General features: G+C 68.7%; 16 protein-coding genes. 6 read left to right on the top strand and 10 right to left on the bottom strand.

The features are described 5' to 3' along the window. Window positions 1-12 precede the first annotated feature (12 nt). From ACK59X_RS30700 to ACK59X_RS30685, 4 genes are all read left to right on the top strand, one after another. Window positions 13-822 carry an anti-sigma factor domain-containing protein gene (locus ACK59X_RS30700; protein WP_409962618.1) on the top strand — a complete coding sequence of 270 codons (810 nt, stop codon included), beginning with the start codon at window positions 13-15 and terminating at the stop codon, window positions 820-822. Window positions 823-1,111: 289 nt separating this feature from the next. Then, a complete protein-coding gene (locus ACK59X_RS30695; RefSeq protein ID WP_409962616.1) occupies window positions 1,112-2,044 on the top strand; it encodes a DUF3034 family protein in 933 nt (310 codons plus the stop codon). Window positions 2,045-2,239: 195 nt separating this feature from the next. Then, window positions 2,240-2,677 carry a group I truncated hemoglobin gene (locus tag ACK59X_RS30690; RefSeq protein ID WP_409962614.1) on the top strand — a complete coding sequence of 146 codons (438 nt, stop codon included), beginning with the start codon at window positions 2,240-2,242 and terminating at the stop codon, window positions 2,675-2,677. A gap of 25 nt (window positions 2,678-2,702) precedes the next feature. Then, window positions 2,703-3,443 carry a plastocyanin gene (locus ACK59X_RS30685; protein WP_409962612.1) on the top strand — a complete coding sequence of 247 codons (741 nt, stop codon included), beginning with the start codon at window positions 2,703-2,705 and terminating at the stop codon, window positions 3,441-3,443. Window positions 3,444-3,469: 26 nt separating this feature from the next. On the opposite strand, the gene ACK59X_RS30680 is transcribed toward ACK59X_RS30685, so the two are convergent. The 8 genes from ACK59X_RS30680 to ACK59X_RS30645 form a co-directional block, all read right to left on the bottom strand. Beyond that, complete coding sequence (locus tag ACK59X_RS30680) at window positions 3,470-4,396, bottom strand: c-type cytochrome (RefSeq protein ID WP_409962610.1); 927 nt, start codon at window positions 4,394-4,396, stop codon at window positions 3,470-3,472. A 185-nt stretch (window positions 4,397-4,581) separates the two neighbouring features. Next, complete coding sequence (locus tag ACK59X_RS30675; protein WP_409962608.1) at window positions 4,582-5,649, bottom strand: ABC transporter substrate-binding protein; 1,068 nt, start codon at window positions 5,647-5,649, stop codon at window positions 4,582-4,584. Window positions 5,650-5,697: 48 nt separating this feature from the next. Beyond that, window positions 5,698-6,870 (bottom strand): NAD(P)/FAD-dependent oxidoreductase, encoded by a 1,173-nt coding sequence (locus ACK59X_RS30670; RefSeq protein WP_409962606.1) that lies wholly within the window; start codon window positions 6,868-6,870, stop codon window positions 5,698-5,700. Next, a complete protein-coding gene (locus ACK59X_RS30665) occupies window positions 6,867-8,267 on the bottom strand; it encodes an FAD-dependent oxidoreductase (protein ID WP_409962604.1) in 1,401 nt (466 codons plus the stop codon). Before ACK59X_RS30665 ends, ACK59X_RS30670 begins: the two co-directional genes overlap by 4 nt. Continuing rightward, window positions 8,264-8,566 carry a (2Fe-2S)-binding protein gene (locus tag ACK59X_RS30660; RefSeq protein ID WP_409962602.1) on the bottom strand — a complete coding sequence of 101 codons (303 nt, stop codon included), beginning with the start codon at window positions 8,564-8,566 and terminating at the stop codon, window positions 8,264-8,266. Before ACK59X_RS30660 ends, ACK59X_RS30665 begins: the two co-directional genes overlap by 4 nt. 5 nt (window positions 8,567-8,571) lie before the next feature. After that, a complete protein-coding gene (locus tag ACK59X_RS30655; RefSeq protein ID WP_409962600.1) occupies window positions 8,572-9,366 on the bottom strand; it encodes an ABC transporter permease in 795 nt (264 codons plus the stop codon). Between the two features lie 28 nt (window positions 9,367-9,394). Then, window positions 9,395-10,255: an ABC transporter permease gene (locus tag ACK59X_RS30650; protein WP_409962599.1), complete on the bottom strand. Its 861-nt coding sequence runs from the start codon at window positions 10,253-10,255 to the stop codon at window positions 9,395-9,397. Further along, on the bottom strand, window positions 10,252-11,337 hold the full coding sequence (locus ACK59X_RS30645) for an ABC transporter ATP-binding protein (RefSeq protein ID WP_409962597.1): 1,086 nt from the start codon (window positions 11,335-11,337) through the stop codon (window positions 10,252-10,254). Before ACK59X_RS30645 ends, ACK59X_RS30650 begins: the two co-directional genes overlap by 4 nt. A gap of 251 nt (window positions 11,338-11,588) precedes the next feature. Between ACK59X_RS30645 and ACK59X_RS30640 the strand changes: the two genes are divergently transcribed. Together ACK59X_RS30640 and ACK59X_RS30635 are read left to right on the top strand one after the other, a co-directional pair. Beyond that, window positions 11,589-12,449 (top strand): IclR family transcriptional regulator, encoded by an 861-nt coding sequence (locus ACK59X_RS30640; RefSeq protein ID WP_409962595.1) that lies wholly within the window; start codon window positions 11,589-11,591, stop codon window positions 12,447-12,449. Window positions 12,450-12,552: 103 nt separating this feature from the next. Then, entirely contained in the window at window positions 12,553-12,948 is a 396-nt protein-coding gene (locus ACK59X_RS30635; RefSeq protein WP_409962594.1) for an MAPEG family protein, read from the top strand. 20 nt (window positions 12,949-12,968) lie between these two features. Here ACK59X_RS30635 and ACK59X_RS30630 read toward each other — a convergent pair whose 3' ends face one another. Beyond that, window positions 12,969-13,871 carry a LysR family transcriptional regulator gene (locus ACK59X_RS30630; protein ID WP_409962592.1) on the bottom strand — a complete coding sequence of 301 codons (903 nt, stop codon included), beginning with the start codon at window positions 13,869-13,871 and terminating at the stop codon, window positions 12,969-12,971. A gap of 53 nt (window positions 13,872-13,924) precedes the next feature. Then, window positions 13,925-14,122 (bottom strand): hypothetical protein (locus ACK59X_RS30625; protein ID WP_409962591.1); only part of this gene is annotated, 198 nt, incomplete at its 5' end.

Genomic DNA, 14,122 nt, shown 5'->3' with positions numbered 1-14,122 from the left:
GGGGTCACATATTTGGACATCGCAAAACACCCTTTTTGGTTGGCCGGGGTGGGGGCCAGCTACGCGCTCGGCACCGTGCGGGGGGGGGCGCGCCGCCGCTTCGAGACCCTGGCCCGCGAGCAGGCCGCCGTGCGAGCGGCCGCCCTGGTATGGCAGACCCACTGGTCGGGCCTGGCCGAACTGCAGGAACTCGCACAGCCCGATGCCGCCGTGTGGACGCGCATCCATAACCTGGTGCAGGCCGAACGCCAGGCCCAGGCCATGCAGGCGGCGCGCCAGGCAGGCGAGCCGGCCTTGCCGCTGGTATCCGCTGGCTCCGGTGGCTGGCTGCGCAGCCTGCTGCTGTGGCGCGGTGCGGCGGCCGCCGGTGCCCTGGCCACCCTGGTGGCCGTGGTGGTCGGGGTGCAGGTCAATGGCGGGCTGCGTGCCAGCAGCGGTGCCCAGATCGCCGAGTTGCGCCAACAACTGCAGGCCGCGCCGCAGATCCAGTACGTGGCCGTGCTGGCCGACGACAAGGCCGCAGCCTCCATGCTGGTGACCTTCGATCCGAAGAACAACCGGCTGGAGCTGCAGCGTGTGGGCGGCTTCCAGGAGGGGGCCGACAAATCGCTGCAGCTGTGGGCCCTGCCGCCCGCGGGCGGCCCGCGCTCGCTCGGCGTGCTCGGTCAGGAGCGCCTGCTCAACCTGACAGCCGGCGAGGCCGACGTGCGCCAGGTGCCGGCGCTGGCCATCAGCCTGGAGCCCCGGGGCGGCGTGCCCAGTGCAGGCGGCCCCACCGGGCCCGTGCTGTTCAAGGGCGAACTGATCCAGCGCATGTTGTAGAGCGAAGCACCCCCTGAGTCGCTGCGCGCCTTCCCCCTCTCCCGCATTGCTGCGCAATGCTGGAGGGGGACGCCCCCAGCGCGGCGGGGCGGCCCTTGCGCGGGGGCACTGGCTTTGGCAGCGCCAGTTTCGCAGGCCTGTGGCTTGTGTGCTGTCTTGTGAGCTGGCGGCGGCTGCCCCTCGACAAGGGATCGAACAAAAATATCTGTGGTTTTTGAATCCGAGGCGCACCAGATTGCGTAAGTAGGGTGCAACATCCTCTTACATCGCTTTCGTACTGGAGCCCCCGATGAACCACAGGCGTCCCTTCACCGTGTTTGCGGTCCTGGCCATGGCGACCGGGCTGGCGCAGGCGGACACCGGCAAGCTGCTGCTCACCGGCGGTGTGAGCACCATTGCCGGCTCGGCTGGCGGGGGGCTCACGCCCTGGGCCGTGATCGGCAGCACCGCCACCGAGGGCGAGGTCGGCTTCAGCGGCTACGCCACGCGGGCCGGCACGCAGGACTACAGCCTGACCGGCTACGGCGTGGCCGTGGGCCTGTTCGACCGGGCCGAGCTGTCGTTGGCGCGGCAGGATTTCAATGCCTCGCCGGCCCTGGCGCTCAACGGCATCGCGGCCTTTGGCGTCACCCCGGGCCAGCACATCAAGATGGATGTGGTGGGCCTCAAGTTCCGGGTGGCCGGTGACGCGGTGCTCGATGCCGACAGCTTCATGCCGCAGATCGCGGTGGGCATCGAGCACAAGCGCGCCCACCCTGGTTCCATCCAGTCGGTCTACAACTTCCTGGGCGTCAAGAACAACGGCAATGACGTCTATGTGAGCGCCACCAAGCTCTTTTTGGCGCAGAGCCTGCTGGTCAATGCCACGCTGCGTTCCACCAACGCCAACCAGAACGGGCTGCTGGGCTTTGGCTCGGCGGCGCCGGGCAAGAACAGCCGCAGCCTGCAGCCTGAATTTTCCGTGGCCTACCTGCTGCGCCGCGACCTGGCGGTGGGCGCCGAGTACCGTTTCAAGCCCAACAATTTGCAGGCGCTGGGTGCAGCGGCGGGCCTGGGGGCTGGGCTGCGCGAGGATGACTGGAAAGACCTGTTCATCGCCTGGGCGCCCAGCAAGCACCTGTCGCTCACGTTGGCCTACGTGGACCTGGGCCGCATCGTGCCCGGCGTGACCCAGGGCCGGCGCCAGACCGGCTACTACCTCTCTGCGCAAGCCGCGTTCTGAAATGAAGCACCCCCTGAGTCGCTTCGCGCCTTCACCCCTCTCTCGACTCGCTGCACGAGTCGGGAGGGGGACGCCCCCGGTGCGGCGGGGCGGCCCTTGCACGGGGGCACTGGGTTGGGCCGCGCCAGTTTCATGCGCGGCGGGCAGAACGCAGGGCAATGAATAACTGATACCAGGTACCTTTGGAGACCGATCATGAAAAAGACCCTGATGGCCTTGGGCCTCGCCTGTGCCTGCCTGCTGGCGGTGCCCGCCCTGGCCCAATCCGCAGCGCCTGCCGGCTTGTACCAGGCGCTGGGCGAAAAGCCTGGCATCGACCGCCTGGTGGATGACTTCGTCAACCGTGCCGTGAAGGACCCGCGCATCGGTGCCCACTTCAAGGATGTCAAGCCCGCGGCGCTCAAGGAGAGCCTGGCCGACCAGTTCTGCCAGCTCAGCGGCGGGCCTTGCAAATACGAGGGGGCCGATATGAAATCCGCCCATGCCGACATGCAGATCAACAAGGGCCACTTCCATGCGCTGGTCGAGGTGCTGCAAAGCGCCATGGACGCGCAAGGCATTCCCTTTGCCCAGCAGAACCGCCTGCTGGCCTTGCTGGCCCCCATGCACCGTGACGTGATCACAGTTAACTGACTGACAGAGAGAGGGACCCTTGCCCATGCAAAACACGCACATCGCCATCGCCGCTGCTATCGCTGCCAGCTCCCTTGCCATGGGGGCCCACGCCGGCAACGTACAGATCCAGGTCCTGGACAAGGAGGGCAAGCCCGTGCCCGACGCCGTGGTGGTGGTCTATCCGCCCGCAGGCAGCGGCGCGGCGCCTAACCTGGTGGCGCCCAGCCCCGTGATCGAGCAGGAGAAGATGCGGTTCGTGCCCGCCGTGACGGTGGTGCAGCCCGGCACCACGGTGCGCTTCACCAACCAGGACCGCTGGGACCACCATGTGCGCGGCAATGCCGCCGGCCCTGCGGCCAGCGCGGCGCCCGGCGCTGGTGGCTTTGAATTGCGCTTGGCCGGCAAGACCGATGGCAAGCCCTCGAATTTCGCAGATGTGAAGCTCGACACTGCCGGTGTCGTGCTGCTGGGCTGCCACCTGCACGGCTCCATGCGCGGCCATGTGTTCGTGACCGATTCGGCCTGGACGCTCAAGACCGACGACAACGGCATCGCCCGCTTTGCCAGCGTGCCCGAGGGCGCAGCCCAGGTGCGCGTGTGGCATGCCGAGCAGCTGGTGGACCTGCCGCGCAAGGCTGTGCAGGTGCTGGCCACGCCGGTGCTCGATACGGTGCAGCTGAGCGTGGTGCCGCGCGTGCGCCGCGCACCGCCGCCTTCCACCGCACCGGGCGGCCCCATGGGTTCATACAGCCAGGCGCAACCGGTGCCGCAGCACGCGCATTGAGCGCGTGGGCATGGCAGCCGGCGGGCTTAGCGGTTCAACGCCACCTCGGCTGCGGGGGGCGGGGGCATGCTGCCATCGGCGGGCAGGGCCTGCAGGTAGTTGTACAGGGCGCGTGCATCCACATCGCTCAACTGCCCCAGCGACTCGAAGGGCATGACCTGGATGGCCGTGCCATCGGGCCGCTTGCCGTTGCGCAGCATGGCCACGAAGCTCTCGGCCGTGGGGTAGCGCGCCATGGAGCTGTCCTTGCCGGGGCGGATGTCGGCAGCGGCCGGCCAGTCCGGTGGGCCGCCGGGGATCTTGCCGCCTGCCAGGTTGGCGCCATGGCAGCCGATGCACATGTTCGCCACATACTGGCCGTTGGCCACCGTCACGCCGGCTGGCACGGGGCGCGAGGGCGCCAGTTGGTGGTCAATGCGCGCAGCCGCGTCGGGAATCATGCCCACGCAATAGAGCACCCAGGCCGGGCGAGGCAGCTCGATGGTGGCAGGCGTGCATTCCATCGCTGGCAACTGGCGGATATAGGAGACCAGGGCGTTCAGGTCGTCGTTGGTCAGCCGGTTGTAGTCCTCGCTGGGCATCACCAGCAGGGGACGGCCATTGGGCTTGACGCCGTGGCGGATGGCGCTGTTCCAGTCTTCGGGCTGGTAGCGCGCCACCACGCCGGCTGCGGTGATGTTGGGGCCGGCCAGGCGCGTGCCCTTGCCGTCGTTGACGAACTCTCGGCCCGTGCCGTTGGCGCCATGGCAGTCGGTGCAGCCGCGCGAGCTGAACAGGTAGCGCCCGCGTTCGATGGTCTGCGCCTCGGTCGTGTAGGCCACGGGGCGGGGCTTGATGTCGATGTAGCGGTTGCGCTTTTGCTCGGCCAGGTACAGGCCGGTGGCGGCCGTGGCGGCAACCAGCACGCCCAGAACCAGGGCGCTGCCTGCGGTCCATTTGATCCAGCGTTTCATGGTGGGGAAGCCTTGTCGGAATGTCTTCGGAATCTCGATGGGGCGGATTCTGAAGTCCTGCAGGCGGTTTGGCGCATGGCGTGCACAAGATGCATCAGAGGCCGGTGACATATGTCACGCACATCCCGCCCGCGTGGCCCCACCAGGTTGGCCACGCGAGCGGTTGTGCCTGCCGCTGCCGACGATCAGCGCTCGATGGTCTTGTTCCAGCGCGTGTTCCAGGCGGGGCGGTTGGCGTTCACGGCGTCCCAGTCCAGCGTCACGGCGTTCTTCATCCACTGGCTGATCTGGGCCACCTGGGCCGCCCCTTCGCCCACGGCAGGGGCCTTGGGGTTGGTGGGGATCTGCGCGCCGAACTGCAGCACATTGGCCTGGGCCAGCGGGCTCAGCAGGAACTCGGCGAGCTTTTGCGCGAGCTCGGGTTCGCTGTTGTTGGCGATCACGCACTGGCCCACCATCAGCACCACCGAGCCTTCCTTGGGCTGGGCGTATTCCACGGGAATGCCCTTGGACTTGAGCGCGGCCACGGCGGTCGGAGTCAGCGGGAACATCGCGGCCTCACCGGTCTGCACCATCTCGGAGATCTTGGCTGAGCTGGGGATGTACTCGAGCACGTTCGGCCCGATGGTCTTGGCCCAGTTGTTGAAGCCCGGTTCCACGTTCTTGTCGTTGCCGCCCTGGATGCGGTTGAACATCAGGAAGCCGTGCAGCCCGAAGGACGAGGAGGGCATGGACTGGAACACCACCTTGCCCTTGTACTTGGGGTCGGCGAAGTCCATCCACGAGGTCGGCGGTGCCCAGCCCTTTTCGGTGAACATCTTGGTGTTGTAGGCGATGCCGGTCATGCCCAGGCTCACGCCGCTGGCCAGGTCGTCCTTGAAACGGGCGGCCGGGTAGATCTCGGCCAGGTGCGGATTGGGCCGCTGCTTCTGGCACAGGCCCATGCCCATGGCGCGCACCATGATGCCGTCGTCAAGGAACATCACATGCATCTGCGGCTTGTCCTTGTTGGCCTGGGCCTTGGCCAGGATGTCCGAGGACGTGCCCGGCACCACCACCACCTTGGCGCCATGCAGCTTCTCGAACGCCGGGAACACGTACTGCGTGTACGCCTTCTCCATCGTGCCGCCGTTCATGCCGATGTAGATCGTTTTCGTCTGCGCACCGGCCATGCCGCTGGCGGCCAGCGCCGCCGCTGCGGCAGCCGTGGACAGAGCGCGGCGCAGAAATGAGGTCTGGCGAGAAGAGGTCATGGGTCTTTCCTTTCTGGGGTTGAACGGTAGCGGTCAATGCAAGGGGAATCAATGGGCAGTTGCGGCCGCCGGCGCATCTGCAGGGGCGAATCGGTCAATGGCAAAGGCATCGGTGGGCGTGCTGCTGCGCCCGTCGCGCGCCAGCTCGGCCAGCACCTCGCCCACTGCGGGGCCGATCTGGAAACCCGCGCCGGCAAAGCCGAAGCCGTGGATCAGCCCGGGCCTGGTGCGGCTGGTATCGAGCACCGGCTGGCGGTCGGGCAGGTAGCCTTCGGTGCCGCTCCAGGTGCGGATGAAATGGGCGTGCCTGAGTGCCGGCAGCAGTTCGATGGCCTGCACGGCCAGCGCCGCAATGGCGCTGCGCTCGGAGCGGGCGCGGTCGCCGTCCAGCGCCACGCCAGACCCGCCCCCCAGCACCACGTTGCCGCGTGCCACCTGGCGGCAGTAGATGCCGCCACCCTCCACGCCCAGGCTCCATTGCATGAAGTGGGGCAGGGGCTCGGTCACGGCCATGGCCGGGTGGCCCGAGCGCAGGGGCACGGCCTCGCCGAATTGCGCCGCCAGCGGGCCGGCCCAGGCCCCGGCGCAATTGATGAGCAGGGGCGAACGCACGGTGAGCGTGCTGCCCGAGGAGAGGATGAACTGCCTGCCATCGTGCTCCACCGCGGTCAGCGGCGTGCGCTCGAAGATCTGCGCGCCAGCCCGCTGCGCTGCCAGTGCGAACGCAGGCGACACCAGGCGCGGGTTGGCTTGCCCGTCGTCGGGGCACAGCGACCCGCCCACGGCGCGGCCTCCGATCCAGGGGCAGCGCTCGCGCAGGCGGGCGCCGGAGAGCAGCTCGATGCCGAGCCCGAAGTCGCGGCTCATCGCCTGGTATTTCTCCAGCGAGGCCAGGTCGGCCTCGCTGCGCGCGATCTTGAAATGGCCCGTGCGCTGGTATTCGCCATCGGTGCCCAGCAGCGCGGGCAGGCGGCCCCAGATCTCATGGGCGCGCTGCGCCAGCGGCAGCTGGCTCAGGGGGCGGCCCTGGCGGCGCACACCGCCATAGTTCACGCCGCTGGAGCGCGAGCCGCACAGGTCGCGTTCGAGCAGCACCACGTCCACGCCGCGGCGGCGCAGGGCCAGCGCGGCCGATGCGCCCACGATGCCGCCACCGACTATGGCGACCTCGGTATCCAGGACCCGCGGGCTGCGGGTCAGGGTGGGCGTGGCGGCGCTCATGCGACGGCTCCGGGTTGCGGGCCGGCGGCCTGCAGGTGGATGGGGATGGGCTTGATCGGCGCTTGGCCGCGCAGCCGGCCCACCAGTTCCACCGGCTTGCCGGTGGCATGCGCCAGGATCTCGGCGGCCGCCACGCCGCAGCTGCGGCCCTGGCACCGGCCCATGCCCACGCGGGTCAGCGCCTTCAAGCGGTTGATCTCGTCGGCACCGGCCTCACGCACGGTTGCGCGCAACTGGCCCGCGGTGATGTGCTCGCAGCGGCACACCACCAGCTCGTCGGGGGCCTGGGCGGCCCAGTCGGTGGGGAAGGGGAAGGCGCGTTCCAGCCCTTCGCGAAAGCGCACCAGGCGTGCCAGCTTGCCTTCGAGTTCCTGGGCGCGGGCGGCATCCACCGCCATGCCCTGGTCGGCCAGCAGCGCCAGCGCGGCGCGCTCGCCGGCCCACTCGGCCGCATCGGCGCCCATGATGCCGGCGCCGTCACCCGCCAGGTACACGCCGGGCACGCTGGTGCGGCCCGCGGCATCGCGCTCGGGCAGGTGGGCGCGGTGCAGGGGCGCCCAGGCAAAGCGGCAGCCCAGCAGGTCGGCCAGTTGCGTTTCGGAGCGCAGGGCATAGCCCAGGCCCACGGCGTTGCAGTGGAGGGTGTGCTCGAGGGTGCCGTCGCTGAAGACAACCCCCTCCACCCGTTCGCTGCCGAGCACGCGCACGGGGCGCACGCCAGTGTGGATGGGCACGCCATGCGTGCGCAGCCAGGCCACGTAGTACACACCCTTGGCGAACACGGCGGGTTGGGTGAGCATGGCGGGCGCAGCGGCCACCTGGTCGGCCAGGCGTGCGGTGTCCAGCACGGCGGCCACGGTGGTGCCGGCGCGCGCGTATTGGTAGGCCACCAGGTAGAGCAGGGGACCGTTGCCCATCAGCACCACGCGGCTGCCGATGGTGCAGCCCTGGAACTTGAGCGCCACCTGCGCACCGCCCAGGCTGTACACGCCGGGCAGGGTCCAGCCCGGCACCGGCAGCACGCGGTCGGCCGCGCCGCTGGCCACGATGAGCGGGCCATGGGGCACGCTGCGCGTGGTCTGCGTGGGGCCGTGCAGCACGTCGAGCAGGCCGCCCTGGGCGTTCCACACCAGGCTGTCGGGCCGGTAGTCGATGCGCTCCGCGATGCCGTCGAGCGCAGCATGCACGGCCGTGGCACGAGCGGCCTCGGTGCCGTACAGGGCCGATGCCTGGCGCGTGAAGTGCCCGGGCGGGCGCCGGTAGATCTGGCCGCCGCCGCGCGCCGCTTCGTCGAGCAGCACGGGGCGCACGCCATGGGCCGCCAGCGTCTGCGCCGCGCGGATGCCGGCCGGGCCGGCGCCCACGATCACCGCCTGCAGGGCGTGGGGATCGCTCATGCCGTGCCTTCCTGGGTGCGCAGGGCCATGCCCGGCTGGATGAAGGTGGAGCAGGCACGCAGGCGCTCGCCGCTGTCGGTCTGCACCCAGCAGTCCTGGCAGGCGCCCATCATGCAAAAACCCGCACGCGGCTCGTGGCTGAACTCGTTGCGGCGCAGCTGCGCCTTCTGGGTGAGGATGGCGGTGAGCACGGTATCGCCTGCGAGGGCGCTGGCCGGCTGGCCATCGAGCACGAAGGGCACGGCCTGGCGCTCGGTCTCGGCCACGCGGTGCAGCAAGGGAGATGCAGAGGAAGCCATGGTGATCACTTGCGCCCCACCAGCACGCGGTCCAGGCCGTACACGCGGTCCAGCAGCACCATGGCCAGGGCGGTCACGCCCACCATCAGGGCCGACACGGCAGCCATCAGCGGGTCGATGGACTCGGTGGCGTACATGTACATGCGCACCGGCAAGGTCACCGTGCTCGGCGAGGTGACGAAGATCGACATGGTCACCTCGTCGAAGCTGTTGATGAAGGCCAGCATCCACCCGCCCGTGACGCCCGGCAGGATCATCGGCAGCGTGATGCGGGTGAACACCGTGGCCTGGCTCGCGCCGAGCGACAGGGCCGCATGCTCGGCGCTGCGGTCGAAGCCCACCAGTGCCGCCACCACCAGGCGCAGCGTGTAGGGCGTGACGATGAGCGCATGGGCCAGCACCAGCCAGCCGAAGCTGCCGCTGCCGCCGACCAGCGCGAACAGGCGCAAGAGGGCCACGCCCAGCACCAGGTGCGGAATGATCAGCGGCGACAGGAACAGGCCGTTGAGAAAGCCGCGCCCCGGAAACTCGTAGCGCGTGATGGCGATGCCCGCCGGCACGGCCAGCAGCGTGTCCAGCGTGGCCGAGGCCAGGGCCAGCCACAGGCTGTTCCAGAACGACTGCACGAAGTCGGGGTGCTCGAACACCGCCTTGAACCAGCGCAACGAGAACGCGGTGGTCGGCAGGGTCAGCGTGTTTTCGGGCGTGAAGGCCACCACGCACACGACCAGCAGGGGCGCGAGCATGAAGGCGATGACGAGGGCGTTGAACGCCAGGGCGATGGGGCCGTTCTTGTGCATGGTCAGATTTCCTGCGGGATCGTCATGGTCATCCCAACGCTTTTTTGTAGCGGCCTTCGACCAAGCGGTTGTAGCTGAGCATCACGACCAAATTGGCCACCAGCAGGGTCAGGGCCACGGCCGCGCCCAGCGGCCAGTTCAGCTCGTGCAGGTACTCGTCGTAGACCACGGTGGCCACCATCTTCAGGCGCCGCCCACCGAGCAGGCCGGGGATGGCGAAGGAGCTGGCCGCCAGGCCGAACACGATCAGGCTGCCCGAGAGGATGCCCGGCAGCACCTGCGGCAGAACGATGCGCCGCAGCGTGGTGAAGGGCGAGGCCTTGAGCGACAGTGCGGCATTCTGTACCCCGGGGTCGAGCTTTTGCAGCGAGGTCCAGACGGGGATCACCATGAAGGGCAGCATCACGTGCACCAGGGCGATGATGACCGCGATCTCGGTGTAGAGCATCTTCACCGGCCCGATGCCGACCAGCTTGAACAGGCCGTTGACCAGGCCCTCGGGCCCGAGCAGCATGCTCCAGCCGAAGGCCCGCACCACCACCGAGACCAGGAGCGGCGCCAGCACCACCAGCAGCAGCACCGAGCGCCAGGGGTTGCCCATGCGGCTCAGGATGTAGGCCTCGGGCGCGCCGATGAGCACGCAGATCAGCGTGACCAGGGCCGAGATCCAGAACGTGCGCCAGAAGATCGCGTGGTAGTACGAGTCCATGAACACATGGGCGTAGTGCTCCAGCGTGAACTCGCCGGCCTTCACGCCCGTGGCCGGGTCGAAGGCGTTGAACGACAGCACGGCCGTGAGGCCCAATGGCACCAGCAGCAGGGCGGTGAACAACAGCAGCGCCGGGCCCGAGAGCCACCAGGGCACGGCCTTGCGGGCAGCGCTGGTCATGCAGCCACCTCGGTGTGCAGCGCTGCGGCCTCGTCGGCGGGCAGCAGGCGCATGCAGTGGTCGGGCCAGTCCAGCCCGGTGCGCTCGCCTTCGCTCAGCGCATTGCGGCCGTCGTTGGGGGCCAGCACCATCAGGTCGCCCACCTGAGTTGCCACGCGGTACAGCCATTGGCTGCCCAGGAAGAAACGCTCGCCCACCTCGCCATCGAGCCGGCCCTGCACGGCGGGCACCAGTTGCAGCTTTTCGGGCCGTACGCTGAGCAGCACGGCGGCACCGGGCTCAAAGCCGGTTTGCTCCACCTGCACCGCCAGCGAGCCCACCGCCACATGGGTGCGGTTGCCGCTGGCCGTGACCTTGCCGGGCAGCAGGTTGGCCTTGCCCACGAAGGTGGAGATGAAGCGTGTGCGCGGGTGCTCGTACACGCGGTGCGGGTGGTCGATCTGCGTGGCGCGGCCGGCCTCCATCACCACCACGCGGTCGCTGATGGACATGGCCTCGCTCTGGTCGTGCGTGACCATCACCGTGGTCGTGCCCACCTTGCGCTGGATCTGGCGCAACTCGAACTGCATCTCCTCGCGCAGCTTGGCGTCGAGGTTGGACAGGGGCTCGTCGAGCAGCAGCACGGGCGGCTCGATCACCAGCGCGCGTGCCAGCGCCACGCGCTGGCGCTGCCCGCCCGAGAGCTCGCGCGGGTAGCGCGTGGCGTGCTTTTCCAGGTGCACCAGGGCCAGGGCCTGGGCCACGCGTTCCTTGCGCTCCGTCTTGGGCATCTTGCGCATCTCCAGCCCGAAGCTCACGTTGTCGGCCACCGTCATGTGCGGGAACAGCGCGTAGCTCTGGAACACGATCCCCAGGCCCCGCGTGTTGGCCTTGGCATGCGTGATGTCGCGCCCGTCGAGTTCGATGCGGCCGCTGCTCACCGCCTCGAAACCCGCCACCATCTGCAAGGTGGTGGTCTTGCCGCAGCCCGAGGGGCCCAGCAGCGACACGAATTCGCCTTTTTCCACCGCCAGGTTCATGGCCTGCACCGCGCAGGTGCTGCCGTAGAACTTGGTCACGTCAGTGAGTTGAAGGAAGGACATGCACGGGCCTTTCTGGTCGCTGTTTCATCGCCGCGCTGCGGCAGTCGCTGTGGTGCCTGTTCCCCTGTCTGCACCGGGGCGGTGCAGGGTTGGGCATCCCGTGGACTGTCTTGCGCTTTCGATTCAATGTATTGCAGTAATCAGGCCAGTTCGCATCGGGTATTCCATTAATCAGAATATTTATTGAATTTATTCCATTTAATGGAATATGATGGGAATTCAAAACGCCATCTATTCCACAGGAGCAGTGCATGGAAGCAGCTTCCACCGCCACGGGCGGCGTGCCCCGCATGTTTGCCGTCATCCGGGCCCTCGCCGAGGTGCAGGCCGAGGGTGGGCGCGTCACCCAATTGGCGCGCGCCGTGGGCCTGACCCAGGGCACCACGCACCGTCTGCTGCAATCGCTGGTCGCAGAGGGCATGGCCGAGCAGGACGAGCGCAGCAAGCTCTACCGCCTGTCCACCGAGTTCTTCGCGCTGGCAGCCAAGGCCGGCAATCCGGGCGATCTGCGCAGCCTGTGCCGGCCCGCGTTGCTGCGCCTGAGCGCGAGCCTGGGCGACAGCATCTTCCTCTTGGTGCGCAGCGGCTTCGACGCGATCTGCCTGGACCGCAGCGAGGGGCCGTTCCCCATCCGCTCCTTCACCGGGGACATCGGTGGCCGGGTGGCGCTGGGCGTGGGGCAGGGGGCCTTGTCCATCCTGGCCTTCCTGCCCGAGGCCGAGCGCGAGGAGGTGATCCGCTTCAACCTCTCGCGCGTGCGCGAGTACGGCGTGTACGACGAGGTCTACCTGCGCACCGAGATCGAGCGCGTGCGCCAGACCGGCTATGCCGCGCGCAACACCGGCCTGCTCGAGGGCATGGACGGTGTGGGCGTGCCCGTGCTCGACCGCGAGGGCCGCGCCGTGGCGGCGCTCAGCGTGGGCACCATCTCGGCGCGCCTCAACGAGGACCGCCTGCCCACGGTGGTGGAGCTGCTCAAGCGCGAGGCCGCGGCCATCGGCCCGCGCATCCACCCGTTCGATGCCACGCTGCGTCGGCCTGCGCAGAGCCTGGCGGGGCAGCAGCCCGAGCAGCGCCTGGTGCCGGGCGGCGTGCCAGCCGCGCCGAACTGAGCCGGGCGGCGGGCAGGCTGGCGGGCGGCGTATGCTGCGGGTTCCTGCCCTGTCCAGGTGCCATGGATGCGGCGTTTTCCAACCCCCTTGCCCCAGGGCTGCCATGAACCCCATCCTCACCCTCGTCGTGTACTTCGCCATCATCACCTGGCTGCTGGTGGTCGTGGCCAGCCTGATTCGCGCCCGCGCCTGGACGCCCTCGGGCCTGCTGCTGGCCTTCGGCAACCGCGACCACATGGCCGACCCGGGGGCCTTTGCCGGCCGCGCCGAGCGCACGGCGCGCAACAGCTTCGACAACCTCGTGTTCTTTGCCATCCTGGGCCTGGCGGCCACGGCCAGCAACCGCACCGGCAGCCAGGTAGAGCTGGGCGCCCAGGTGTTCTTCTGGGCGCGCATGGTCTACATCCCGGTGTACTACATCGGCATCCCGTATGTGCGCACGGCCACCTGGGCAGTGAGCATCGTCGGGCTGGGCATGATGGCTGCGGCCTTGCTGTAGACCGCCGGCACACTACGGGGTCAGTTGGTGGCCCCCTGGCACTGCGCCAGCAGCCAGTCCCGGAAGGCCTTGACCAGCGGGGTCTGGGCGCGGGCCTCGGGGTAGACCAGGTAGTAGGCCTCGCTGCTGGTGAGCACCTGGCTGGACAGGGCCACCAGCGCGCCCGAGGCCAGTTCGCCTTCGATCAGAAAGCGTGGCAGCAGGGCCGCGCCCAGGCCCGACACCGCCGCCTGCGCAATCATCGAGAACTGCTCGTAGCGCGGGCCGCGCAGCGCCTGCGGGGTGGGCGCGCCCACATGCTCGAACCACTCCGCCCACTGCGTGGGGCGGGTGTTCTGCTGCAGCAGCATGGCGCCCGCCAGGTCGGCCGGCGTGCGCAGGCCCTGCTGCGTGCGGTAGAGGGGGCTGCACACGGGCAGCACCTCTTCGTGCATCAGGTACTCGCACACTGCGCCCGCCCAGTGCGGTGCCCCGAAGTGGATGGCTGCGTCCATGGGCTCCTGCGCGAAGTCGAAGGGCTCCGAGCGGGCCGAGAAATTCACCGTGGCATCGGGGTACAGCGCCATGAAGCTCGGCAGCCGCGGGATCAGCCAGCGCGTGCCCAGCGTGGGAAGCACGGCCAGGTTGAGCAGCCCGCCCGCGCTGGAGAAGGCCATGGCCTTCTGCGTGGCCGCCGACAGCTGCTGCAGCAGGGCGCGCACGTCGGCCGCGTACACGCGCCCGGCATCGGTCAGCACTACGCGCTGGCGCACGCGGTGGAACAGCGCCATGCCCAGCTGTTCCTCCAGCTGGCGGATCTGGCGTGAGACGGCGCTCTGCGTCAGGTGCAACTCCTCGGCCGCGCGCGAGACGCTGGTATGGCGCGCCGCAGCCTCGAAGGCCAGCAGGTCGGCCACGGGCGGCAGAAAGGTCTTGCGAAACATCGCTGTTCATGCTCCCGGGGAATGATTCTCAGGGTTTATACCGTTGGTGCGCTTCAATATTGCCCTGATTGCTCAGCAATAGGGCAGGCGATGGCTGGAGTTGATTCTATTTGCGAATCAAGGTGTTCCATTTTTTTGCTATCCGCCGCGCTGCGCTTGGGCGATATTGCACGCATTGATTTTTGGAATGCCGCCATGTCCGCACCCTCTGCTGCCGCCGCCTCTTCTTCCTCCCTCGTGCCCGACGTCGA

The sequence above is a fragment of the Acidovorax sp. genome, from assembly GCF_046339755.1.
Lineage (GTDB): Bacteria > Pseudomonadota > Gammaproteobacteria > Burkholderiales > Burkholderiaceae_C > Acidovorax.
The sequence above is the reverse complement of the archived record's forward strand: the minus strand, read 5'-3'. Positions and strand labels throughout refer to the sequence as shown.

Coding starts and splice junctions, on each gene's coding strand:
- ACK59X_RS30640 (WP_409962595.1), top strand. CDS start 11,589: ATGGAAGCAGCTTCCACCGCCACGGGCGGCGTGCCCCGCATGTTTGCC.
- ACK59X_RS30635 (WP_409962594.1), top strand. CDS start 12,553: ATGAACCCCATCCTCACCCTCGTCGTGTACTTCGCCATCATCACCTGG.
- ACK59X_RS30665 (WP_409962604.1), bottom strand. CDS start 8,267: ATGAGCGATCCCCACGCCCTGCAGGCGGTGATCGTGGGCGCCGGCCCG.
- ACK59X_RS30670 (WP_409962606.1), bottom strand. CDS start 6,870: ATGAGCGCCGCCACGCCCACCCTGACCCGCAGCCCGCGGGTCCTGGAT.
- ACK59X_RS30695 (WP_409962616.1), top strand. CDS start 1,112: ATGAACCACAGGCGTCCCTTCACCGTGTTTGCGGTCCTGGCCATGGCG.
- ACK59X_RS30655 (WP_409962600.1), bottom strand. CDS start 9,366: ATGCACAAGAACGGCCCCATCGCCCTGGCGTTCAACGCCCTCGTCATC.
- ACK59X_RS30680 (WP_409962610.1), bottom strand. CDS start 4,396: ATGAAACGCTGGATCAAATGGACCGCAGGCAGCGCCCTGGTTCTGGGC.
- ACK59X_RS30685 (WP_409962612.1), top strand. CDS start 2,703: ATGCAAAACACGCACATCGCCATCGCCGCTGCTATCGCTGCCAGCTCC.
- ACK59X_RS30645 (WP_409962597.1), bottom strand. CDS start 11,337: ATGTCCTTCCTTCAACTCACTGACGTGACCAAGTTCTACGGCAGCACC.
- ACK59X_RS30675 (WP_409962608.1), bottom strand. CDS start 5,649: ATGACCTCTTCTCGCCAGACCTCATTTCTGCGCCGCGCTCTGTCCACG.
- ACK59X_RS30630 (WP_409962592.1), bottom strand. CDS start 13,871: ATGTTTCGCAAGACCTTTCTGCCGCCCGTGGCCGACCTGCTGGCCTTC.
- ACK59X_RS30650 (WP_409962599.1), bottom strand. CDS start 10,255: ATGACCAGCGCTGCCCGCAAGGCCGTGCCCTGGTGGCTCTCGGGCCCG.
- ACK59X_RS30690 (WP_409962614.1), top strand. CDS start 2,240: ATGAAAAAGACCCTGATGGCCTTGGGCCTCGCCTGTGCCTGCCTGCTG.
- ACK59X_RS30660 (WP_409962602.1), bottom strand. CDS start 8,566: ATGGCTTCCTCTGCATCTCCCTTGCTGCACCGCGTGGCCGAGACCGAG.